Origin of the sequence: Shewanella bicestrii (genome assembly GCF_002216875.1) — a bacterium.
Taxonomy (GTDB): Bacteria; Pseudomonadota; Gammaproteobacteria; order Enterobacterales; family Shewanellaceae; genus Shewanella; species Shewanella seohaensis.
In genome coordinates this window covers 3,479,517-3,502,543 of record NZ_CP022358.1, presented here as the reverse complement: position 1 = coordinate 3,502,543, position 23,027 = coordinate 3,479,517, and the positions used below count along the sequence as shown (strand labels likewise).

Below are 23,027 nucleotides of genomic sequence, written 5' to 3'. Positions count from 1 at the left end.
TTGAGTGAGTATGTCCATGAACACAATGAAGTTGAGCTTATCGACTCGGCGCTATACTAGGGCGCTGCTTTGTCTGTTTTGCCCGCTTTGGTTAGGGGGCATTGCGCCAGTTGTGGCTGAGGCTAGCCGTGTGATCGCCACTGGCGGCGCGTCAATGATCGAGGGCAGTGCTGGCGGTGGCATAGTGCCTTGGGCCGTGATCAACGGTTATGGTAGCAGTGATGAGTGGTCGGCAACGGCCATGGTCACGGGTGTTTATGTCGATGATTTTACGCTAAAAGTGATGGGCGCCTCGTTAAGTTATGACAATCGGTTTGAGCTCAGTTTGGCAAGGCAAACCTTTGATTTGGATACTCTGGGCGGTGAGCTTGGCCAGGATATTGTGGGGTTCAAATACAAGCTTGCCGGCGAGTTGTTATATACCGCCATGCCACAAATCACCTTGGGCGCACAGTATAAAAAAGTGGATGACTTTAGCCTTCCTCAGGCGGTTGGCGCGCGGGATGATTGGGGTTTAGATATATATGCCGCAGCCAGTAAAGTGTTTTTTGATGCGGTAGCGGGTCGTAATTTGTTACTCAATGCCACAGTACGCGCGACCAAAGCCAATCAAACTGGCTTATTAGGGTTTGGCACTGAGGCCAGTAACGATTACCACTTTATGTTGGAAGCCTCTGCTGCGTTACTGCTCACCGATAATCTGGCACTGGGTATTGAATATCGTCAAAAACCGAACGAACTGGGATTTGCTCGAGAGGATGATTGGCAGGACATATTTTTAGCTTGGTTTATCAATAAGCATCTGTCAGTGGTCACTGCCTATGCCGATTTAGGCAGCATTGCGGGTTTTGAGCATCAGCAGGGCTGGTATCTGTCGTTGGAGGGCGCGCTATGAGTCATTTACGCAAGTTTCTCGCACACTTAACCACGGCACTTTTAATCACAGCACTTCCAATCTCGACAGTTTTACTTGCTGGCTGCGCCCAATCTGATCCTAACACCCCATCACCTAGTGCGAGCGCCAGTCCTACAACCCTGTATCAGGCCCTCGGTGGTGATTCGGGCGTTTCGGCTATCGTTGATGGCTTGCTTGCGCGTATCGCGCGAGATCCCCGCATTGTGCACCACTTCGATGAAACGGATATTGCCATCTTTCGCGAGCGTCTTATCGAACATTTGTGCGCTGTCACGGATGGTGGCTGCGTCTATCAAGGCGAAAACATGGCAGACAGCCATAAAGGTTTGAATATCACTCAGGCCGATTTTGATGCTTTAGTCGGGCATTTGATTGAATCGATGAAGGAACAGCATATTTCAACATCGACCCGCAATGCGCTGCTGAAGCGCCTTGCGCCCATGTATTCCGAGGTGACGTATCGGTAACGGCTTGCTAACTCGTTCGTGCGGCTGATGCAGTTAAGGCTGGGGATATACTGGCATTAACGTAACAATGACTCTTCTATCGGATGAAAGCAGCTAGCCGCCTCCATCAGAGATTTTGCCGTGAGGGAGGGCACGCCATACACCTCAGCCTCGATGGCGTATTTTTGCCTTATCTTATCGAGCAAGAGGGCAAAGTCCCCATCGCCAGACAGCAAGATCACAGTATCCACCTCGGGTGCCATTTCCAGCACATCTATGGTGATGCCCACATCCCAATCCCCCTTTGCTGAACCATCACTGCGCTGAATAAAGGGCTTAAGTTTTAGCTCAAAACCAATATGTCTCAGCGCATCTTGAAATTTTAACTGGCCATCGTCCCCGCGATGAATGGCGTAGGCAATGGCGCTGACAATCTCACCCTGCGCACTTAACTGTTGCCAGAGTGTGCGATAGTTAAACTGGCGCTGATAAGCCTCACGGCAGGTGTAGTAGATGTTTTGCACGTCGACAAAGAGGGCGATTCTTTTCAAGGGATTATGGCTATCAGTTGGGTGACTCTGCGCACTATAGCACAGCAAGGCGGCGAATGGCGCGAGCAGGCAAAACTGCAATGGGTCTAAAAGGGAGTAGCCGTGTGTAGCTGCGCTTAATGGATTTTTAGCTAGGTTAACGGATTGATTATCTAAAGTATTGCGCCGGGGTGATGCCGGTATATTGTTTAAAAAAGCTGATAAAGGCGCTGTCGCTGGAAAACTGTAAGTTAAATCCTACCTGCGCCACCGAGGCGCCCGCAGCTAATTGCTCAATGGCCGAGAGCAGGCGCCATTGCTGTCGCCACGCCTGATAAGCCATGCCCGTTTCGTTGCTAAAGATACGGCTGATGGTGCGTTCGCTGGCGCCGATTTCAATGGCCATGTCCTGCAAGCTGGCGGGGATTTTTTGCTGTTGTTGCAATTGCTTAAGCCAAGTTCGTAGCCGTTTGTCCTTGGGCAGGGGTAAGCTTAAATTCTGTGCATCCGCATGGAGTAACTCTTCAATTAGCAGTGCAAAGGCATTGTGCTGGCTGTGTCTGGGTTTGTCCCAAGGCCAAAAGGACATAGTGTCGATTAACGCTTTGAGTAACGGATTCACATGGAAAATCGTGACTTTATCCGGCAAAGACGCCACGGTTTCAGGCTCAAAGTAGAGTGAACGATAGGCGACTACATCGCGCATTGTGACTTGGTGTACCACACCTGCGGGCAGCCAAGCTGCACGGGTTGGCGGCAATACGACTTGAGTATCGGCTAAGGTAAACCGCATACATCCCGCCGATGAGTAGAGCAGCTGAGCCTTGCGATGCTGATGTACACCTGAGTCATGCTCGCCAATTTCGGCGGCAATGCCAATCACTAGGTTGTCTAAGGCATCGGGATTAAATTGCTGCTCGGGTTGAATAAAGGCCATGTTGTCTTATTTTTGATGTTTTTTGTCTAAGTGTCGTTAATTGTCACTTGGGGATCCTATCTATACTGCGCCCTCTTTGACAAGTATGGAGCGCCGTTTTGGTTTATCGGTTAACACTGAAAGGCTAAAACGTATCTAAAATCATGAAAATAAAACCACCACTCTGGCTGTGTGTGCTGTTGATGATGTTTCCGCAAATTATGGAAACCATCTATAGCCCGGCTTTGCCAAATATTGCAGAAAGCTTTGCGGTGTCTGTTGCCAGCGCCTCGCAGACTTTATCCGTGTACTTTATCGCCTTTGCTGTAGGCGTATTTTGCTGGGGGCGTTTAGCCGACATCATTGGTCGACGCAACGCCATGCTTGCGGGATTAGTCTGTTATGCCATTGGTTCAGCCTTCGCGTTGATGATTAGCGACTTTACTCTGTTGTTGCTGGCGCGCGTATTATCGGCCTTTGGTGCGGCAGTGGGGTCTGTCATTACTCAAACCATGATGCGTGACAGTTACAGCGGGGAGGAATTGGCCAAAGTCTTTTCGGTGATGGGCATGTCTCTTGGGATTAGCCCCATTATCGGATTGCTATTGGGGAGTCTCCTCAGTGCTTATTGGGGATATCAAGGGGTGTTTGTCGCCCTGATGGTTTCTGCCATAGTGCTGTTGTTTTTGTCGGTAAAATCTTTGCCCGAAACGAGGCCTGCACATACCCAAAAAATCGCGATAGTTGAGTTAGCTATCAAGATGCTTACCGACAGCGGGATAATTAAAAACACTTTGCTGGTGGCCTCATTTAACTTGATGTGGTTTAGCTACTTTTCATTGGCGCCATTTATGTTTGAGGCGCAAGGATTGTCGACGCTTGCCTTCGGGATGAGTGGGTTGTTATTGGGCTTTGGCGCATTCCTTGGCAGTTATTTTAATAAACTATTACTAGGCAGAGGTTACTCCAGTGCGCTATTGGTGCGGTTAGCAAGCCTTATTGCACTATTCGGAGGACTCGGTATTTGGCTCATCCAATCGACTGATATTGGCTTGAACAATGTTTACTTCTTACTACCCATGCTGTTGATTGTGATTGCTTATGGGATCGCTATTCCCAATATCCTAAGCTCGGCGCTGGCAAACTACCGCGCTTATGCAGGTTCTGCTGGCGCGCTGTTTGGGCTGTTTTACTACATTCTGTTGGGGCTAGGTTTAGGCGCTGCGGGCATGGTTAGCCATCTTGGGGGCGTGATTAGCTTCGCGGCGCTGCTTTGTGTGGGGCTTGGTTTGACGAGCTTGACTAACTTGACGAGTTTGACTGGGCGAAGAGGGAGCGGTTCTCAGACTTAAATAAAAAAGCCAAGGGGCAATGAGTCCCTTGGCTTTATGGTTTTAACAAACACCTTATGCCGTTTCGCTTTACTGTATCGCGCTAGGCTTTGGCTGTTTGTTCCTGTTGTTTGGCTGCCTCTTGCGCTGCTAATTCTTGCGCTTTGATGGCCGCCTCGAGTTTGGCCTCAACATAGCCCGGTGAATGGGTCGCGGCCGAGATTAAACGGTACATGGCCGGGATCACGAACAGGGTTACAAAAGTGGCGAAGGCCATACCGAAGAACACTACAGTACCCACGGCAATCCGGCTCTCAGAGCCCGCGCCCGATGAGAAGATCAGCGGCACAGCGCCCACTAAGGTGGTGAAGGCTGTCATCAAAATGGGGCGTAAGCGACGAGTCGATGCGTCGATAATGGCTTTGTCTAGGGCTAAACCTCGGTCACGCAATTGGTTGGCAAACTCGACAATTAAAATACCGTTTTTAGTCACCATACCAATCAACATGATCATCCCAATCTGGCTATAGATGTTAATTCCCTGACTGGTGACCAACAGGCCGAGGAAGCCACCGAATACCCCCATAGGCACGGTAAACATCACCACTAAGGGGTTGATAAAGCTTTCAAATTGCGCCGCGAGAACCAGATAAGCCACTAGGAGCGCTAAACCGAACACGATTAAGATGCTGCTCTGGTTTTCTTTAAAGTCCTTAGATTCGCCGGTATAACCGATGGAAATATCCTTAGGTAATAACTCAATCGCCTTATTATCCAAAAACTTCAAGGCTTCGCCCAAGGTGTAGCCTTTACTGATGTTGGCCTTGAGGGTGATGGATTTTTGCTTGTTGGTATGGCTAAGTTTTTGTGCCGATGCGACTTCTTCGATATGGGTTAGGGTATCGAGCGTCACTAATTCGCCCTTGGCCGAGCGCATATAGATTTGGCTCAAATCGCCGACGTTGTTAAAGCTGTTTTCATCGCCGCGCAGATACACATCGTACTCTTCACCTCGGTCGACATAGGTGGTTTCTTTACGACCGCCGAGCATCACTTCTAAGGTTTGCGAGACTTCATCGACGCTGATCCCAAGCTCCGCCGCCCGCTCTTTATCGACGGTGACGATAAGCTCCGGCGTGGTTTCGGCATAATCTAAATCCGCGCCTTCCATCATAGGGCTGGCATTGGCTTCTTCTTTTAATACCTGCGCCCATTTAAACAGCTCGGCATAATCTGAGCCGCCGAGGACGAATTGTACTGGCTCACTCGATTGGCCCCTAAAGCCTGGCATCATAGGGCGAACCATCACGTCGGGAATGTCTTTTAAGGCGTTGCTGATAATGCCAAGGGCTTGCTGCGCCGTGACATGGCGATGCTCCCAGTCCTCTAACTGCATGATCACAAAGCCAGTTTGATCGCCAGCGCGGCCACCGAAGGCGGGGGCTTGAACGCTAAAAGAACGTAACACGCCTTGGCCGAGCAGGGGCATTAGTCGGTCTTCGACTATGTCCATGTTCGCTGTCATGCGGTTATAGCTGGTGCCTTCGGCGCCTTTTACGAAGGCGAACAGTACGCCGCGGTCTTCCTGCGGTGCTAACTGTGAGGGCACTTGTTGCATTAACCAGGCACTGCCGCCAACGCAGGCGAGAATCACCAGTGGCGCCAACCATTTAAAACGGATAGCCTGAGTCACGCCAACACGGTAAACCTTTTCCATGCGGGCAAAACCACTGTCGACGAAACGGTTAAAACGGTTCGGTTTAACATTGGCTTTGAGCAGTTTGCTACTCAGTACTGGCGTCAGCGTCAGGGCGATAAGTGAAGAAAACAGCACGGATACTGCCAGCATCACCGAGAACTCGGTAAAGAGTAAACCGACCATGCCCTCCATAAAGGAAATCGGCAGGAATACCATGACTAACACGGCTGTGGTGGCCACAACCGCAAAACCTACTTCCCGCGTGCCTTTGTAAGCGGCGAGCAGCGGCTCTTCACCGCGCTCAATATGGTGGAAGATGTTTTCTACCACGACGATGGCATCGTCAACGACAAGACCAATAGCGAGAATTAATGCCATCAAAGTCAAGAGGTTAATCGAGTAGCCAAACATATTGGCGGCGATAAAAGCCGAGATCAGCGACACTGGTACTGTCACCGCGGGGATGAGGGTCGCTCTGGCTTGACCGATAAAGATGTACAGCACTAATACCACAAGGGCGCCAGTCACATAGAGAGTGTTGTATACCTCGTTAATTGAGCGGTCGATAAAGACGGTCGAGTCAAAGTCCACCACTAGGCTTGTGCCTTCGGGGAGAAAGTCTTGAATTCTATCGACTTCTTTATGGACTTCCTGCGCCACAATCAAAGGGTTAGCATCGGACTGAGTGATAACGCCTAAGCTTAAGTTAACGATACCATCGCTCTTAAAGGTGGAGTTTTCGTTCTGGGCGCCAACGGCCACATCCGCCACATCCTTAAGATAGATAGGCGTGCCATCGCTGGCGGTGCGAACCACTAAATAGTCAAAGTCCTTCGGGGTGTAATAGAGTCGCTTAGTGCGCACCGACATCACAGTGGTATCGTTACGTACTTGACCGCCCGGGGTTTCGACGTTTTCTTTACGCAGTGCGTTAATAATGTCGGTGACTGTGACATTGCGTCCCGCCATTTGCTCGGGTCTGAGCTTAACGTACATCACCTTGTACAGACCGCCCGAGATGCTGATGGAACTCACGCCGCTGATCAGGCTAAATCTGTCTTCTAATACGCGTTGGGCGTAATCGGTCAGCTGAGTTCTGTCCATTACGCTGGAGCTTAAGTTGACATAGACAGAGGGCTCGCCAGAGCCATTGTCCTTAGAGACCACAGGATCGTTGGCATCTTCAGGCAGGCGGCGCTGGGCACGGGCCACTGCGTCACGCACATCACTCACGCCTTCGGTTAAGTTCCAACCGAGGAGGAATTTCACTGTGATCCGCGAGCTGCCATTACGGGTGGTTGAGGTGATTTCATCGATGCCGCTGATCCCCGTAAGTTCATCCTCGAGGGTCTTAGTGATTTGGCTCTCCATAATCGCGGCCGAGGCACCTGAGTAGCTGGTACTGACTGTCACCACTGGGCTTTCGACATCGGGCATTTCCCGTACCGACAGTTTAGTGAAGGACACTAAACCAAAGACGCATAACAATAAGCTTAAAACGATCGCGACGACGGGGCGCTTAACGGAAACATCGGACAGCCACATTATTTCGTCTCCGCGGTGTTGACGTCTGATTTAGCGGCAGGACCTTGAGTCTTGTTATTGGCTTCGAGCACGACTTCATTGATCTTTAAGCCATCGCGCATATTCACTAGCCCTTGCACTACCACTTTGTCGCCAATCTTGAGGCCAGAATCGATCAGCACTTGGTCGCCCACGCGGGCGCCTAAAATCACTTCGGTGCGATGGGCGATATGGTCCTCGCCAACCACATACACGTAGCGCTTAGTGCCTGAATATTCTAAGGCTTGTACTGGCACAATTGGGGCGGAAATCGGTGGGAAGGTGATGGTCGATGACATCATCATGCCGGGCTTTAAGCGGTTTTTCGCGTTTTCAAATTGCACGCGGATCTTCAAGTTTAAGGTTTCTTCATTGACGCGGGGATCGATAGCAACCACTTTGCCGATAAAGGTTTCCCCCGGCCAAGCGCGGCTGGTCGCGGATACTGGCATACCAATGCTCAGCTGTGACAGAAAATGTTCGGGGACTTGCAGGTCGAGTCGCATGCTGGATAAATCATCCAAGGTCATCAACTCAGTGCCTATGCTGACCATTTTACCTTCGCTGAAATTAATCAGACCGGTTTTGCCGGCAAAGGGGGCAATCAGCGAATGGTAATGTAAATCCGCCTGCGCCGAGGCGAGTCGTGCTCTGGCGATATCGACGCTGGCCTTTTGCGCATCGATTTCGGTTTGGGTGATGGCATTGCGGCTGATGAGTTTTTCAAATTCCCTGAGTTTACGGGTTTCATCATTTAAAAAGGCATTGGCTTCGGCCACTGCGGCTTGGGCTTTCATATCGTCGAGTTCGATAAGTAGCTGGCCCTTTTTGACCGCTTGGTTTGATGTCACTGCGATTTGCTTAATTTTTCCTGTGACTTGCGGCGCAATGACCACAGCGCGATCGGCGGCGAGTTTACCTATGAGTGAAATCGATTGTGCCAGCGGATGTTCAATCACTTCTCCGGTTACCACAGGTACAGTGCGCATTAAATGGGGTGCGCTTTCGGGTTTGGCCGCTTGCAGTACATCACTAAAACTCACAGCGGCGGCAACCGCAGCGACTAAGGCAATGGCTATTATGGTTTTTTTCATTGGAATGATTATCTCGCACAAAGACGGTTAACAGGCGTACGCACTAATGGCGCTATTCTAGTGAATAACCGTCATCAGGTGGGTAAAAGTTTGTAAAGTTAAGCACTCGAAAGTGAAAGAAATTGTGTTTTGTGTCGAGATACCCCATGGCAATCTCATCCATCCCGTTCGAAGTGGCTAAGATAGCCGAGTTATCTTGCTAAGGATGTGCTTGTGTTCGTATTTTCTCTATCGGATCTAAGCTGGATTGAATTTGCGGATATTGGCTTAAAATCGCGTCAAGGCGGCCATCCTGGGCCATGCTTTCAAGGCCTTTATTAAACTCATCGACTAAGGTGGCCTGATCGGCAACCGCTAACGATACCCCTAAATGGAATACCTCAGTTGCTATGGGTTCGCCAACTTGTTCAAGGGCATTGAGATACTCATCGCCATGTTGCTTGATTAAATATTGGGCAAGATTGTAACCAATCAGCACTAAGTCTATGCGTTTTAGAAACAATTTCTTAAGATTCATCTCATCGGAATTGCCTTCCTCTGTGGTTAACCCTGCTGCGGCAATCTCGGGCGGATTGGCGTAGCCGCGACCAATGCCTATGGTGAAGGGCTTAAGCTCACTCAATTGACTAAAATGTAAGGGGTTATCTTTACGTTTAAAGAACACTATCTGTACGGCTTGTATGGGATCGGAATAGTGCGCCCATTGCTCACGTTCTTTACGATACCAAAGGCCGATAATGCCATCGGCTTGGCCGGTTTTGACTAGCAAGGCTGCCCGCGCGAAGGGATAGAATTTTACACTGGCATGGTAGCCGCGACGTTTAAAGGCTTCTTTGACGACGAGAGCGACGCCGCCTTGATCGGCTAACTCACTGGTATAAAAGGGAGGATAGTTAGTTGCGACCAGTGTTAACTCTCGCCCCGCTAAACTGGGTGCGGACAATCCTAAGAGCTGTAATACAAGGCTAATCTTGATTAGCGACTTGAAACCCATACTTATCCTTTAAATAGACAGAGCCACTTTGCTGAGTATAGGGGCTCTTTAGGCCTTGAGCGGGAATTTTGTGTAATGGTTCTGCTGTGTTGAAAACGGTGGAAGCGAATGGTGGCAACAGCGATGACTAACGTTAGGGGATAACTCTTAACGAAAGGGGAAGTGAAGTTATTGCTTTGACCAATAAATAGGGCTTATGGGGAAAGCCCATAAGCCCTTAATCATCTTGTTCTGTGCTTATCTTCGAGTTGTGCTTATTTTAAAGCTTGCTCTTATTTTAAAGCTTGCTCTTATTTTAAAGCGTTACCTGTTCACCTTGGTACAGACCACGGGTGAGCTTGTCTTGATCTATCAGTAATAGCTCACCCGATTGACCATTCTTAATGCTGCTATCAATCGCAATGATTTTATTATGATAAAGCCCAAGAACCCGATCCTGCGAGGTGTGGCCAACTATGATGTGGTCAACCTTAAAGTAGTTAAGGATCTGGTCAATTTCTTGTTCGTTAAGCGCGTCTTTAAAGTAGCCACGGTACCAAGTCGGGCCGTTGGTGAAGAACAGGAAGTTCAGTAGATCGTTTTGTTTTAAATCTTCTTTTTTATCGTCTAAATGTTGGCGAAATAACTGATTGGCATCGCTGATATTGAGTTTACGCTCGACCCATTCTGGGCTTATTCCGCCGTGCATAAACAGCAGATTATTGATTTTCACCAGCGTGTTTTTACTGCGAAGCCAACGGCCGATTTCGGTGTCTTTGTTGTAGAGCGCATCATAGCTGCGATTGAGTAATTCCGCCGAGGTTTGATAGCGCTCATTCACATAACGTAAGTCGCCGCGAAACACCATTTGCTCGTGGTTGCCCATGAGTAAATGTAATCGACCACCAGCAGCTTGGGCTTGCTTATCTAACTCATATAAAAACCACAGAACTTCGTTAACTTGATGACCGCGGTCGAACATATCGCCCGTCATCACCATATGGCCATCACCGAAGGCCCAACGATTTTGGTCATCGATAATTTTGTGCGCCTTGAGCAAGTTAATCATCACATCAAATTGGCCATGCACATCGCTCAAGGCCACTATTTTACCCGCATGGGTATAAGTGTCGGCTTCAACTTGAGGCGCTTCGCTATGACGTAAGGGCTGTGGCAAGTTGCCGCAATCATTCGGGCGAGCTAATTGATTGTTTGCGATAGGAGTTTGTTTTAACTCACTCTGGCAGATCCAATAGGCGGTATTTTCTTGCCCTTGGTTGAGAAACACATAGGGGCCATCAGTGACCGGGGAGCTTGGCTCTGCACTATAACTGGCAACGGAAAATAAGCTGAGCAGGGTGAATAAAACTCCCTGAGCGGCGAGCGTGCGACGTTTTGGGGTTGATTCGGACGAATACACATCCTGCGATGTGCTGTTGGCATGGGGGAGGCCAGATTCAGAGACTAAGTGCATTCGATGTTCCTTATATCGTTTTACGCCGCCTAATTTAGGGCTGGTTAGCATAATGTTAATAATTAGATGCAGCAAGGGGCATAAAGATGGGATATTTTCATGATGGACTCACTGAATGCCTAAAATACCGCTAAAGGGATAGCGATAATTGAGCATCGAAATCGGATATCAAGATAGATAGTTGAAATATTCTGAACATATTTTATGCATATTTAAATGCGTTATTTTGGAATTGATTTTAAACGGGAGGTATACGGTTACTTTTAAATAAATTATTTCTGACACCTTTTGAATGATGACTTTTAAGTGATTATTTTTAGTGCGCATCATTGTGATCTTGTTGATACATATTTATCAGTTTAAATAGTTTTGTTTATTTATTGCCAAAGAAGTGTTGATAATGGTAAAAGTCAGTTAGTGTTACCTAATGCTATGATTTTACTGGTTTCCATTCGGTAATGGTGTTGGTCGTTATGGCATCGGCTTTATTGTTAATCTGTGGATTAATAATAAAGCGCTAGGTGAAAGTGTTTTTATCTAAATAACAGATATGCGTACTGTATGATTCCGTCTTTATTAACATGCCAGCCTAATAATAGGGTGGCGTCCTCTCTTGCTCGTGCTTCTTCACTGATATCCCTTAACGCTCGACCACAAAACGTTCGCCATACGTTAACGTCAGTCATTTCTCTTATTCTGTCGAGTGTAATTGTGAGTGCGGCCAGTTTATTTATGGCGCCGACTCACGCCGATGACACAGAGCTTTATGTTTTCGAAGCGTCCGCCCGTAATGGCTCGCGTCCGCAGGTGCTGATTATTTTCGACAACTCGGGCAGCATGAGCAGTCTCGCCTATGATGTCGAGGCGCCCTACGAGAATAAGCGCGATGTAAATTATGCCCAATCGGGTAATTTATTCTATAGCCGAGGCTCATCGGAAAACGCGGCTGCGCCCAACCCTAATTCAGGGCGGGAAAAACGTAAGTTCAAAGGAAATCTCAATGGCTGCGAAAGCTCATGGGAATATCTGAATCGTTACGGCACCTTTACGGGGTTCTTTAGGGAGTATGGTTTTTCGGGAAGCTCGGGGTCTTGGAGAGAGTTTTCAGAGCTTAACGGCAGTTCCATTTCCGCCGTCGATTGTTTTGAGGATATTCAGGAAAACAAGTTCGGTAACGCGGCAGGTGAAGCCCAAGGCTTACCCGTGGATAGCCTAGGGACGGCGAGCAAACCGGTTCGTTACACTAAGGCAAGTACTAGCTCGTCAGACAGTGTAAAGTCCGCGGCCAAGGCGAAGGCGGAAAAAACCGCGTTTGGTACTGGTAAAGTGGTTACCGTCTATACCGAAGATTACTTAAACTGGCTGCATGGTCCTAAAACTAGGGTCAATAAAACGCGACTGGCCTTGGCTAAAGATGCGATTGAAAGTGTGATTTTAACCACGCCGGGTGTGGATTTTGGTCTAGCGATTTTCAATATGAATGGCCCCTATGATGGGCAGCGTGACGGTGGGCGGATTATCTCTGGGATTAAGCCGATGTCCGCTGCAGCTAAAATTGATCTGCTTAAAGGGATTAATGATATTAACTACGCCCAAAATACCCCCTTATGCGAAACCCTCTATGAGGCGTACCGCTATTTCGGCGGGCAGAGTCAGTATTTTGGTGACGACGACAGCGATTACCATTATTACGACCGCTGGGGGCGCTATCAGGGAACTTACGAAGCGAAAAGAAACCCTTTTACCGATCCAGAGGCATTAGTCGTGGGGACCAATAACTATAACTCGCCCTTCAAACGTTGCCAAAATGAAGCCTATATCATCTATATCACCGACGGTGAACCCACGTTGGATAACGCGGCCGATGGTTTGGTTGAGCAGTTAACCAAAGGTGTGGGAAAACATACCTCAAGCCCCGTCAGTTACCTCAGTGCGCTTTCGGGCTGGATGAGAAACGAAGACGTCAATCCTAATTCTGCGGGTAAACAAACCGTTAGAACCTTTACCATCGGCTTTAGTGAAGGTGCCGCCAGTGCCGAACATTTGCTGAAGCAGACCGCCGAAAATGGCGGAGGTAAGTATTTCGATGCGACCGATGCCAGTAAATTACGTTCTTCATTACAAACGGCCTTGAACAATATCCTCGAAAAAAATGCCAGCTTTACCTCTCCCTCGGTGGCAAGTAATAACTTTAACCGAACACAAACCTTTGATTCCGCTTATTACTCTATGTTTTTGCCGAACAAAGGACCGAGATGGTTAGGCAATATCAAGAAATTCAAAGTCACCAGTGATGGTGATGTTGTCGATAGCAAAGGCAACAATGCGATAGGCGAAGATGGCAACATCAAAGCCGAGGCCTGCTCCTATTGGACCTCGGCCGAAGAGTGTGGTGCTAGTGGCGATGGTAACGATGTGAAGCGGGGTGGAGTGCTAGGTGCAATGCAGCAGGCGAGCAGTCGCACCTTGTACAGTAATTTAGGCACGGGATTAAGCCCGTTTACCCTGTCGAATGCCTCTCGCAAAGCGGGGGGCGATGCACGTTTGGCCTTGTATATGGGGGTCGATGAAACTGAGCTTAGCGAGCATTTTGATTGGGCCAAGGGCATCGATGTCGATAATGACAAGAATCAGGACCTCAGTGCTGCGAGTGGCGCAACCCCCAATTGGCGCGCCGATATTATGGGGGATGCTTTACATTCCAAACCCTTAGCACTCAATTTTGGCTCTGAAGACCAGCCAGATATTCGGATTATCGTGGGGACAAACCATGGGTTCCTGCATATGTTCAAGGATGAAGGCGATAGCGTGTCTGAGACTTGGGGTTTTATCCCCTATGAGTTGCTGCCGAATTTTCGCGATCTGAAGGCGAACGCGCCAACGGGCGTGCACTCGGTATACGGTATTGATGGCTCGCCAGTCGCTTACACCAAAATGCAGGGCAAACGTATTGAAAAAGCCTGGGTCTTTGTGGGGATGCGCCGTGGGGGAAATGCTTATTATGCCCTCGATATCACCTCCCCCGATAATCCTACTTTTATGTGGAGGATTGATGCCAGCTCACCGGGAATGGGCGAGTTAGGTCAATCCTGGTCTACGCCTGTCGTCACCACGATTCCGAGTGCCACTGGGGATAAACCTGTGCTGATCTTCGGTGCGGGATATACCCCCGCGACCAAGGATGGCGCCGAGATTGGCAGTGACGATAGCCAAGGCCGAGGCGTGTTTATTGTCGACGCCGAAACAGGTGCGTTAATCCATCAATTTGGTGGCAGTGGCGCCAACACCCAATTGCCGGGGATTGCCAACAGTATTCCGAGCAGCGTTGCCGTGTTAGATGGTAATGGCGATGGCCGAACGGATAGGATCTATGCCACAGACACACAAGGGAATGTGTGGCGAATGGATATGCCTACGACAAATACCTCGACCTGGTCAGGATTTAAATTTGCCGCATTAGGGGATAGGAGTTCGGTGGCAAGTGACAGACGATTCTTCTCCGGCCCCACGGTCGCGCAGACCATTATCACCAATACCTTCGAGTTGACTCAGGTGGTCAACGGAAAATCGACCAAGACAGTGACGACACAGAATATTCCCTACGATGCCGTAGTGGTGGGCAGTGGTCACAGGGCAAAGCCTAGTGATGTGTCCCGTTCGGATATGTTTTTTGCCTTGCAAGATAGGAACATAGTGACTCAGTCATTCCAAGGTAAACCTAATCAAAAGCCTGTGCCGAGCGCCTTAACCTTAAGTGACTTATACGATGTGACTACGGCGGCGCCAAGCAACCAAGCTAGCGAAATTGCTTTTGGTCAAAAACGGGGTTGGTACTATGACTTCTCCCGTAAAGGTGAAAAGAGTCTATCGTCTGCGACCATAGTTCAGGGCGAAGTGTATTTCACCAGTTTTGTGCCTGGTAGTGATGCTTCGGTGAACCAATGTTTAAGTTCGGGGAAGGGCTACCTCTATAAAAAGAATTTACACAAAGGCACGAATGGCTACAGAACCGATTTCTTATATGCCGGTGAACTGGTTTTGGATACGCCGCAATTGGTCATCCCCCCGGCTGCGCAGCCCGATGACCCCAATGCTAAGGCTCCCACTCCAGATATGTTTTTGATTGGGATTGGTAAGGCAGTGCCTGAGGAGGCGACTTGTGAGAGTGGTAATCCTAAATGTATCGGCAGTGGGCCTAAGGCAAATAAGATTTACTACTACGTAGATCAATGATGCAAAGCCTTAACAAATCAAGATGAGTGATAGCGTAATGATGAAATATGGTGCCATTCTTTTATTGCTGTTATGGGGGATTCAATGGCCTGCAATGGCGGCAGAAAAAGAGAAACGACAGGATTACAAATGCTATTTAGAAACGAATCAAGGAGCTAAGTTGATGCGTTTCTCTTGGTTTGAATCTAAAGCCGAGCAGTATCAACTGTCTTTACCCGGAACAAAATTACCCCGTTTACCACAGGATAAGCCGATAGCACTCTATGTTAAGACGGTGCTGGAATGCGTGAAAAAGACGGAGAGTTTTACCCTCGAAGAGGCCAAGCAGGCCGAGCTTGCTCCTGAAAATCAAGGTTGACCGATTTTCTAAGTCTTTAAAAAGATTTAGATAATCGCTTTGTGCTCAGGACTAAAATATTACGCCTTAGGTAGTAAACTTCCTAAGGCGTATGCTTTTAAACACCAACGTGATAAGAAAGCTGCCGATTAGGATAGCTGCTCATTCAGATATTCAAGCCACTTCGAGGGTTGACCGTAAAAGCGGCTGTGATTGAGAAGCTTTAAATGACCTTCACTGGTCTCTAGCGCCACGGAGGGAAAACCTTGGGCGCCGAGCTGATTCATTAATGCTCGTGAAGCGACGATATGTTGATAAAGGGCTTCTTCATTTTCGGCGTATTCTCGGGCAAAGGCGGCGCCATCTATGCCCAATTTTTCCGCTAAAAGATGCAGGTTATTTTCATCGCTTGCGCACTTGCCATCACGATAATGGCCGAGCTGCATCGCATGTAAGTATGCTAAATCATTGCCACCTAAGGCAGTCACTGCGAGTAACGCCCTGATGGGCAGCGCCGAATCCAATAGGATACTCGTGTCACGCAATAAGCCTTCGTAGTAGTTTTCACCAAAGACTTGTCCGGTTAGTGCGGCAATACGTTGATCATGGGGCATGACATAGTCGCGCCATTGATTATCAATCTGTTTGCGTCTTGGGCCTGTGAGCATGCCGCCCGCGTGGAGTTTGATGCTAAATCCGGCAGCGGCTGCGGCATCAAACAGCGGTGCGGCGGCATAACACCAACCGCACAGAGGGTCGATAATGGCATGTAAAACGGCCTGTGGATTTTCATTGGTATTCATGGGGACTTCCTATAAAACGGGCTGAACTGAGTTGTACTGAGCTTTGGCTTGAGTGCTAACCAAGGCTTACATCAGAATGAATGGGGCAGGGAATACCGTGCCCCGATGCGTTTACATGGGCCAGCGCATTTCGCCCATAATCACTTTGGCGCTGATCTCAAGGCCCACATCGCTGGGGATTTGTGAGTAGAGTGCAAGCATCTTGGCAATTAAGTCCGCAGAATTTTTTGCTGTTTTAGCTGCATTTTCAAAGGCATGAATATAGTCGCGGGTAAAGCTAATCGCGCGCTGATCAAATCTTGCCTTGCCAAGATAATGGCCAGGGATCACTGTTTCGGGGGAGAGGGCGCTCATTTTATCTAAATGGGCTAACCAAGTCTTGCGAGACTCGATACTTTGGGTATCAGCTATCCAAACATGGGTATTATCAAATACTTCAACTCCGCCAGTGATGGTCTTAGCCGAAGGTACCCATAGGAAGGTATGCTTAGGGTGAGCATCTTCTAGACCTTCAATCAGCACTTGTTCACCATCGATACTAAAGCTATTGGTTGTCACCACCTTTGGCAGCACTAATTGGCTCGGCGCATTGTCCTTTAAAATCGGTCCCCAGTAGGCGAGTTTGCCTTCCATCGAGGCTTTAATATCATCGACCGTGGTTTGGGTAGCTACGATTTCTACCTCGGGGAAGTTTTGCTTAATCACATCCAACCCAAAGTAAAAGTCTGGATCGCTGTGGCTGATATAAACCAAGGTGAGTTTTTTACCGCTGGCTTTAATGGTATCCACTAAGGTTTGGGCATCATTTTTTTGGAACTGAGCATCGACCAACATCATTTCATGCTCACCACTGATAAAGCTGGAGGACACGGCAAAGATGCTGTTTTCACCCGGATTAAAATGGCTCACTTGCAAAGGTGCGGCCTGCGCCGTAGCCATTCCTGCCACAAGCATTGCAGCGGCGAATTGGGGTTTGAAGCTGGCCAAGCTCAGGTTATTCAATAGTGTCATTTCAGTTCTCACTTATTCATTCAAATAGGCATTCGGTGATTTGCACTGCTGCAAAAGTGAACTTAGTTTAGGTTGCAAAAAACGTTAGATAAACACGGAAAACTGCGCTTATTTGTTGCATAATTCGGATGAATTGGCGTTGAAAGCCGGGAATCTAGTGCAAGCTAATCAACAAGGGGAATAAACCATGGATAGACTCGAAGCAGCAAAGGTGTTTGTGACTATTGTCGAACGAGGGAGCATGATTGGCGCCGCCGAGGCGTTAGATATGTCGCGCTCCATGGTGACCCGTTACTTGGCAGAGATGGAAGAATGGTCAGGCGCCCGTTTATTGCACCGCTCTACAAGACGTTTGAGCCTGACCGATGCGGGTGAACAGGTGCTCGATTATTGTCAGCGTTTACTTGAGTTGGCGCAGGAAGTCCCTGCGGTCAGTCATGCTCAGAGTGCCCAGCCCCGAGGGCTATTGCGGATCAGCTGCTCGCAATTTATGGCGCATTTACTCCTCCCCAGCGTCGTGCGCCCTTATTTAGCCCAATACCCGCAGGCGAGTGTGAACTTTCATGTGACGAGTCAAACCGTTGATTTAGTGGCTGAACGAATCGATCTTGCCATTCGAATCACCAACGAACTCGACCCTACGCTTATCGCCAGACGTTTAGGCGAGTGTGAGTCTGTGGTGTGCGCTGCACCGAGTTATCTTGCCAGCCATTCGGCCATCACGCATCCCGAGGATTTAACTCGGCATAACTGCCTAACCTATTCCTACTTTGGCGATGTGATGTGGCGATTCACTCAAACGACTATCGCCGCGAAGGCAACGCCAACACAGGAAGTCGGGCAGATATTTAATATTCCGGTGAAGGGCAACCTAAGTGCCAATGACTCTATGGTGGTGTTAAACGCCACCTTGGCGGGGGAGGGAGTTGCCATGCAGCCCCTGTGGGCGGCAAAACCGCACCTCGATTCGGGGGCATTAGTGCCATTGCTGCGGGAATTTAAACCTCAATCCCTAGGCGTGTACGGAGTGTATCAATCCCGCAAACATATGCAGCCCGCATTAAGGGCGATGATGGATATGCTAGTACAGCATTTTAATGGGGCAATTTGAGGGCGTGATCTTGAATGCGCGACTTGCAACTTGCGCTTGCATTTCTATGAGATAGCGGCGACTGGATTGCGTTGTTCGTTCGACTCTGTCCCTCGGTTAACGTCACTTTGGAATCGTTATACAGCCCCAGCTCCTTCCTTCGATTTATATTTTGCGCCAGACGCTTAAACCCCATTGCGGCTATTTTCTGTTCAGCTATATTGGTTGGGATATTTTTGTTTTAAATGTGCAACTTAGGTCCCATTCTCCCTTGCTGAGCAGACGATATGAGCGAAGATATTAAAGATCACAAAGAAATTACCCGCGCGAATATTCGCGTCAATGCCCAGCTCGATGTGCCCTTTTTGGCAATGAACACCCTAGCGGCCATCATCGCCAGCTACGGACTCTTGGCCAACAGCGCTGCGGTGGTCATTGGCGCCATGATTGTCGCTATGCTGTTTTCCCCCATTTTAGGCTTGGCATTAGGACTGGTTGAAGGGGAAAAGTTGCTAGTTCGCCATGCCATTAAAAGTTTGATTGTGGGGAGTATTCTGGTTTATCTCACCGCCTTTTTAATTGGCTTTCTGCATTCCGATATTCCGATCACGCCGGAGATCATGGCGAGAACGGCGCCGAACTTTCTCGATTTAATGGTCGCGTTTGCGGGCGGTGCGGCGGGCGCCTATGCGACTATTTCGCCGCGGCTAAGTACTTCCTTTGTGGGGGTAGCGATTGCTACTGCATTAGTGCCGCCCCTGTGTGCCTCGGCGATATTGCTAGGTCATGGTAATTTTGAACTCGCCCGGGGTGCCTTCTTACTGACGTTTACCAACATAGTCGCCATCCAATTTGTGTCCTCCGTGGTGCTGTGGTTGAACGGTTTCCACGGATTTTATTTTTGGCAAAAAAGCTCGCTGTGGGAGTTGCTGAAACGTAACTTCATCACATTGATTCTGCTGGTCATTTTGATTATTGCCCTCAGCGTGAATCTGCATAATGTGGTGGCAAGGCAACTGTATGAAAGCAAAGTGACTCGCATTGTGAGTGAGCAGCTACTCAAGTTCCCCAATATGCGGTTGATTAAAGTCGGCATTGAGGAAGAGGCGAGCCAATGGATAGTGCGGGTCACGGTTGGTGGCATTAAAAAACCAGATGCCAGCTTTGTACGGCTACTGGAGAGTGAGTTGACACAGACGGGGCAAGTAAAACCGGCGACCGTGCGCGTGCGTTACTTTCAGGTCGATGTGATTGACCGCGATGGTGATGTGAAAGCGATTCAGGAACAGGATTAGTCGGCATAACCTTTTGTGCATAAAAGAAAAGCCCCGCAATTGCGGGGCTTATTTGTACCTGTAAACGCATCGCGCTTACTTAGTCATACGCTTGTATTTTAAGCGGTGTGGTTCAACCACATCGGCACCATAGGTGTTCTTCAACCACGCCGAGTATTCGGTGTAGTTACCTTCGTAGAAGTTCACTTGGCCTTCGTCGCGGTAGTCCAGAATATGGGTCGCGATACGGTCTAAGAACCAACGGTCGTGCGAGATCACCATAGCGCAACCTGGGAATTCGAGAATCGCTTCTTCCAGTGCGCGCAGGGTTTCAACGTCTAAGTCGTTGGTAGGTTCGTCGAGGAGCAGTACGTTACCGCCAGCCTGTAGCAGTTTAGCTAAGTGAACACGGTTGCGCTCACCGCCCGACAGTGTGCCAATCACCTTTTGCTGATCCGCACCACGGAAGTTGAAGCGGCCCACATAGGCTCGGCTTGGGATTTCCATGTTGTTGATACGCATGATGTCTTGACCACCGGAAATTTCTTGCCAAATGGTGTTCTTGTCATTCATCGAGTCACGGAACTGTTCAACCGACGCCAGTTGCACGGTTTCACCCAGCTCGATGGTGCCGCTATCAGGCTGCTCGCTGCCAGACAGCATGCGGAACAGGGTCGATTTACCTGCACCGTTGGCACCGATAATACCGACGATCGCGCCCTTAGGAATGGAGAACGACAGGTTATCGATCAGAACGCGGTCACCGTAGGATTTGGTTAAGTTCTTAACTTCGATGACTTTGTCACCTAAACGCGGTCCGGGCGGAATAAACAGCTCGTTGGTTTCGTTACGTTTTTGGTAATCAGAGGTATTCAGCTCTTCGAAGCGCGCCATACGGGCTTTGCCCTTAGACTGACGGCCTTTCGCGCCTTGGCGAACCCATTCTAATTCTTTCGCGATGGTCTTTTGACGCGCGCTTTCTGCGGCAGATTCCTGCTTCAAGCGAGCATCTTTTTGCTCAAGCCATGAAGAGTAGTTGCCTTCCCATGGGATACCCTCACCACGGTCAAGTTCTAAAATCCAGCCAGCAGCATTGTCGAGGAAGTAACGGTCGTGGGTAATCGCCACAACGGTGCCCGAGTATTCCTGCAGGAAGTGCTCGAGCCAAGCGACTGATTCGGCGTCCAAGTGGTTGGTGGGTTCGTCGAGTAGCAGCATCTCTGGTTTTTCCAGCAGCAGACGACAAATCGCCACACGGCGACGCTCACCACCCGATAAGACTTCAATCTTTTCATCCCAATCTGGTAGACGCAGGGCATTCGCCGCACGCTCGAGGATGTTGTCCAGATTGTGAGCGTCCTGTGCCTGAATGATGGCTTCGAGTTCACCTTGCTCTTTGGCAAGCGCGTCGAAGTCTGCATCGGGATCGGCGTAAGCCGCATAGACTTCGTCTAAGCGTTTGAGGGCATTTTTGGCTTCAGAAACCGCTTCTTCAATCGCTTCACGCACGGTTTGCGTCGGATCGAGTTTCGGTTCCTGTGGCAGATAACCAATCTTCAGACCTGGCATTGGGCGAGCTTCACCCTCAATCTCGGTATCGATACCGGCCATGATGCGCAGTAGGGTGGATTTACCTGAACCGTTAAGACCTAACACACCGATCTTAGCGCCGGGGAAAAAGCTTAAGGAAATGTCTTTAAGGATCTGCTTCTTAGGAGGAACAACCTTGCCCACCCGCAGCATGCTGTAAACAAACTGAGCCATTTTTCTGCATCTATAAGTGACTAATGATGCGGCTAATTCTACTCGATTGCGCGCCGAACTCAACTCGGCATTGAGGCGAGTTCAAGGTAAAACTGTAGGATTTTCATGTTTCAGAGACTGGGATTGTCGGCTAGTTACGAGTAGAATACCGCGCAACCCTACCTACAAGAATTGGCAGCTGGAGTAAGCAATGCTGAAAAAAGATATGAATATCGCAGATTATGATCCGGAACTGTTCAACGCAATTCAGAACGAAACTCTGCGTCAAGAAGAGCATATTGAGCTGATTGCTTCTGAAAACTACACCAGTCCACGCGTGATGCAAGCGCAAGGTTCACAATTAACCAACAAGTACGCCGAAGGTTATCCTGGCAAGCGTTACTACGGTGGTTGTGAGTATGTGGACGTAGTTGAAACCTTAGCGATTGAGCGTGCAAAACAACTGTTTGGTGCGACTTACGCAAACGTGCAACCTCACTCAGGTTCTCAAGCAAACAGCGCCGTTTACATGGCATTGTTAAAACCAGGCGATACCGTTTTAGGTATGAACCTCGCTCACGGTGGTCACTTGACCCACGGTTCACCTGTAAACTTCTCCGGTAGACTGTACAACATCATTCCTTACGGCATCGATGAATCAGGCAAAATCGACTACGACGAAATGGAACGTCTGGCGGTTGAACATAAGCCTAAGATGATGATCGGTGGTTTCTCTGCTTACTCAGGCATCGTTGACTGGGCAAGAATGCGCGAAATTGCAGACAAAATCGGTGCTTACCTGTTTGTCGACATGGCGCACGTTGCGGGTCTTATCGCCGCTGGTGTGTATCCAAACCCCGTGCCACACGCGCACGTTGTGACCTCTACTACTCACAAGACCTTAGCCGGTCCTCGTGGCGGTATCATTCTGTCTGCTGCCGATGATGAGGAGCTATACAAGAAGCTGAACTCTGCGGTATTCCCAGGCGGTCAAGGCGGTCCTTTGATGCACGTTATCGCGGGTAAAGCGGTAGCCTTCAAAGAAGCTTTAGAGCCAGAGTTCAAAGCTTACCAACAACAAGTGGTTAAGAATGCTAAAGCCATGGTTGAAGTGTTCTTAGAGCGCGGTTACAAGATCGTTTCTGGCGGTACTGACAACCACTTAATGCTGGTGGACTTAATCGGTCGCGACCTGACGGGTAAAGAAGCCGATGCCGCTTTAGGTAGCGCGAATATCACAGTAAACAAAAACTCTGTGCCTAACGATCCACGTTCACCTTTCGTGACCTCTGGTGTGCGTATCGGTACGCCTGCGATCACTCGCCGTGGCTTTAAAGAAGCTGAAGCGAAAGAGTTAACCGGTTGGATCTGTGACATCCTCGACGATGCCCACAACCCTGCGGTTATCGAGCGCGTAAAAGGCCAAGTATTGGCACTGTGCGCCCGTTTCCCTGTTTACGGTTAATTCGTTAATTTATCTGAATATGAAGGCTGAGTTCACAACTGTTTAGGGTGTTACTCTCAGGTGGTTAACCTCAGCCGATAAATAGGATAAAATCCCATGGCCGCATTAAGCGGCCATTTTTATTGCTAA

Annotated in this window: 17 protein-coding genes; 8 read left to right on the top strand and 9 right to left on the bottom strand. The window is 49.0% G+C overall.

What is annotated here, in order from left to right; genetic code table 11:
* Positions 1 to 16: 16 nt before the first annotated feature.
* A complete protein-coding gene (locus CF168_RS15310; protein WP_089068983.1) occupies positions 17 to 895 on the top strand; it encodes a DUF3034 family protein in 879 nt (292 codons plus the stop codon).
* The gene (locus tag CF168_RS15305; protein WP_089068245.1) at positions 892 to 1,383 is read left to right on the top strand and encodes a group I truncated hemoglobin; all 492 of its coding nucleotides are present in this window, start codon (positions 892 to 894) and stop codon (positions 1,381 to 1,383) included. The genes CF168_RS15310 and CF168_RS15305 overlap by 4 nt, the downstream gene beginning before the upstream one ends.
* Positions 1,384 to 1,439: 56 nt before the next feature.
* Here the strand turns inward: CF168_RS15305 and CF168_RS15300 are convergent, their stop codons facing one another.
* Together CF168_RS15300 and CF168_RS15295 are read right to left on the bottom strand one after the other, a co-directional pair.
* Entirely contained in the window at positions 1,440 to 1,913 is a 474-nt protein-coding gene (locus tag CF168_RS15300) for an NYN domain-containing protein (RefSeq protein WP_089068982.1), read from the bottom strand.
* Positions 1,914 to 2,061: 148 nt separating this feature from the next.
* On the bottom strand, positions 2,062 to 2,829 hold the full coding sequence (locus tag CF168_RS15295) for an AraC family transcriptional regulator (RefSeq protein WP_089068244.1): 768 nt from the start codon (positions 2,827 to 2,829) through the stop codon (positions 2,062 to 2,064).
* Between the two features lie 143 nt (positions 2,830 to 2,972).
* Here CF168_RS15295 and CF168_RS15290 point away from each other — a divergent pair, with 143 nt between their 5' ends.
* A complete protein-coding gene (locus CF168_RS15290) occupies positions 2,973 to 4,160 on the top strand; it encodes a multidrug effflux MFS transporter (protein ID WP_089068243.1) in 1,188 nt (395 codons plus the stop codon).
* 82 nt (positions 4,161 to 4,242) lie between these two features.
* On the opposite strand, the gene CF168_RS15285 is transcribed toward CF168_RS15290, so the two are convergent.
* The 4 genes from CF168_RS15285 to CF168_RS15270 all read right to left on the bottom strand — a co-directional run bounded on the left by CF168_RS15285 (position 4,243) and on the right by CF168_RS15270 (position 10,942).
* The gene (locus CF168_RS15285) at positions 4,243 to 7,383 is read right to left on the bottom strand and encodes a multidrug efflux RND transporter permease subunit (RefSeq protein WP_089068242.1); all 3,141 of its coding nucleotides are present in this window, start codon (positions 7,381 to 7,383) and stop codon (positions 4,243 to 4,245) included.
* A complete protein-coding gene (locus tag CF168_RS15280; protein ID WP_086904351.1) occupies positions 7,383 to 8,495 on the bottom strand; it encodes an efflux RND transporter periplasmic adaptor subunit in 1,113 nt (370 codons plus the stop codon). Before CF168_RS15280 ends, CF168_RS15285 begins: the two co-directional genes overlap by 1 nt.
* 199 nt (positions 8,496 to 8,694) lie before the next feature.
* Complete coding sequence (locus CF168_RS15275) at positions 8,695 to 9,489, bottom strand: substrate-binding periplasmic protein (RefSeq protein WP_086904352.1); 795 nt, start codon at positions 9,487 to 9,489, stop codon at positions 8,695 to 8,697.
* Between the two features lie 295 nt (positions 9,490 to 9,784).
* The gene (locus CF168_RS15270; protein WP_089068241.1) at positions 9,785 to 10,942 is read right to left on the bottom strand and encodes a metallophosphoesterase; all 1,158 of its coding nucleotides are present in this window, start codon (positions 10,940 to 10,942) and stop codon (positions 9,785 to 9,787) included.
* Between the two features lie 561 nt (positions 10,943 to 11,503).
* Between CF168_RS15270 and CF168_RS15265 the strand changes: the two genes are divergently transcribed.
* Positions 11,504 to 15,175, top strand: coding sequence for a PilC/PilY family type IV pilus protein (locus CF168_RS15265; RefSeq protein WP_089068240.1), 3,672 nt, complete (start codon positions 11,504 to 11,506; stop codon positions 15,173 to 15,175).
* Positions 15,176 to 15,197: 22 nt separating this feature from the next.
* On the top strand, positions 15,198 to 15,533 hold the full coding sequence (locus tag CF168_RS15260; RefSeq protein WP_089068239.1) for a TapY2 family type IVa secretion system protein: 336 nt from the start codon (positions 15,198 to 15,200) through the stop codon (positions 15,531 to 15,533).
* A gap of 128 nt (positions 15,534 to 15,661) precedes the next feature.
* Here the strand turns inward: CF168_RS15260 and CF168_RS15255 are convergent, their stop codons facing one another.
* Both CF168_RS15255 and CF168_RS15250 read right to left on the bottom strand, forming a co-directional pair.
* Complete coding sequence (locus CF168_RS15255) at positions 15,662 to 16,315, bottom strand: DsbA family protein (protein ID WP_089068238.1); 654 nt, start codon at positions 16,313 to 16,315, stop codon at positions 15,662 to 15,664.
* A gap of 111 nt (positions 16,316 to 16,426) precedes the next feature.
* Positions 16,427 to 17,326, bottom strand: a complete 900-nt coding sequence (locus CF168_RS15250; RefSeq protein ID WP_089068237.1) for an MBL fold metallo-hydrolase — start codon at positions 17,324 to 17,326, stop codon at positions 16,427 to 16,429.
* A gap of 187 nt (positions 17,327 to 17,513) precedes the next feature.
* On the opposite strand from CF168_RS15250, the gene CF168_RS15245 reads away from it, so the two are divergent.
* Positions 17,514 to 18,437 (top strand): LysR family transcriptional regulator, encoded by a 924-nt coding sequence (locus CF168_RS15245; protein ID WP_089068236.1) that lies wholly within the window; start codon positions 17,514 to 17,516, stop codon positions 18,435 to 18,437.
* A 266-nt stretch (positions 18,438 to 18,703) separates the two neighbouring features.
* Complete coding sequence (locus CF168_RS15240; protein WP_089068235.1) at positions 18,704 to 19,711, top strand: TIGR00341 family protein; 1,008 nt, start codon at positions 18,704 to 18,706, stop codon at positions 19,709 to 19,711.
* Between the two features lie 75 nt (positions 19,712 to 19,786).
* Here CF168_RS15240 and ettA read toward each other — a convergent pair whose 3' ends face one another.
* On the bottom strand, positions 19,787 to 21,454 hold the full coding sequence (gene ettA / locus CF168_RS15235) for an energy-dependent translational throttle protein EttA (protein WP_089068234.1): 1,668 nt from the start codon (positions 21,452 to 21,454) through the stop codon (positions 19,787 to 19,789).
* A gap of 190 nt (positions 21,455 to 21,644) precedes the next feature.
* Between ettA and glyA the strand changes: the two genes are divergently transcribed.
* Complete coding sequence (gene glyA / locus CF168_RS15230) at positions 21,645 to 22,898, top strand: serine hydroxymethyltransferase (RefSeq protein WP_011625551.1); 1,254 nt, start codon at positions 21,645 to 21,647, stop codon at positions 22,896 to 22,898.
* Positions 22,899 to 23,027: the final 129 nt, after the last annotated feature.

What these genes read in the sequence shown, in the direction of transcription:
- CF168_RS15310 (WP_089068983.1), top strand. Translation starts at nt 17, where the DNA reads ATGAACACAATGAAGTTGAGCTTATCGACTCGGCGCTATACTAGGGCG.
- CF168_RS15305 (WP_089068245.1), top strand. Translation starts at nt 892, where the DNA reads ATGAGTCATTTACGCAAGTTTCTCGCACACTTAACCACGGCACTTTTA.
- CF168_RS15295 (WP_089068244.1), bottom strand. Translation starts at nt 2,829, where the DNA reads ATGGCCTTTATTCAACCCGAGCAGCAATTTAATCCCGATGCCTTAGAC.
- CF168_RS15290 (WP_089068243.1), top strand. Translation starts at nt 2,973, where the DNA reads ATGAAAATAAAACCACCACTCTGGCTGTGTGTGCTGTTGATGATGTTT.
- CF168_RS15285 (WP_089068242.1), bottom strand. Translation starts at nt 7,383, where the DNA reads ATGTGGCTGTCCGATGTTTCCGTTAAGCGCCCCGTCGTCGCGATCGTT.
- CF168_RS15280 (WP_086904351.1), bottom strand. Translation starts at nt 8,495, where the DNA reads ATGAAAAAAACCATAATAGCCATTGCCTTAGTCGCTGCGGTTGCCGCC.
- CF168_RS15275 (WP_086904352.1), bottom strand. Translation starts at nt 9,489, where the DNA reads ATGGGTTTCAAGTCGCTAATCAAGATTAGCCTTGTATTACAGCTCTTA.
- CF168_RS15270 (WP_089068241.1), bottom strand. Translation starts at nt 10,942, where the DNA reads ATGCACTTAGTCTCTGAATCTGGCCTCCCCCATGCCAACAGCACATCG.
- CF168_RS15265 (WP_089068240.1), top strand. Translation starts at nt 11,504, where the DNA reads ATGATTCCGTCTTTATTAACATGCCAGCCTAATAATAGGGTGGCGTCC.
- CF168_RS15260 (WP_089068239.1), top strand. Translation starts at nt 15,198, where the DNA reads ATGAGTGATAGCGTAATGATGAAATATGGTGCCATTCTTTTATTGCTG.
- CF168_RS15255 (WP_089068238.1), bottom strand. Translation starts at nt 16,315, where the DNA reads ATGAATACCAATGAAAATCCACAGGCCGTTTTACATGCCATTATCGAC.
- CF168_RS15250 (WP_089068237.1), bottom strand. Translation starts at nt 17,326, where the DNA reads ATGACACTATTGAATAACCTGAGCTTGGCCAGCTTCAAACCCCAATTC.
- CF168_RS15245 (WP_089068236.1), top strand. Translation starts at nt 17,514, where the DNA reads ATGGATAGACTCGAAGCAGCAAAGGTGTTTGTGACTATTGTCGAACGA.
- CF168_RS15240 (WP_089068235.1), top strand. Translation starts at nt 18,704, where the DNA reads ATGAGCGAAGATATTAAAGATCACAAAGAAATTACCCGCGCGAATATT.
- ettA (WP_089068234.1), bottom strand. Translation starts at nt 21,454, where the DNA reads ATGGCTCAGTTTGTTTACAGCATGCTGCGGGTGGGCAAGGTTGTTCCT.
- glyA (WP_011625551.1), top strand. Translation starts at nt 21,645, where the DNA reads ATGCTGAAAAAAGATATGAATATCGCAGATTATGATCCGGAACTGTTC.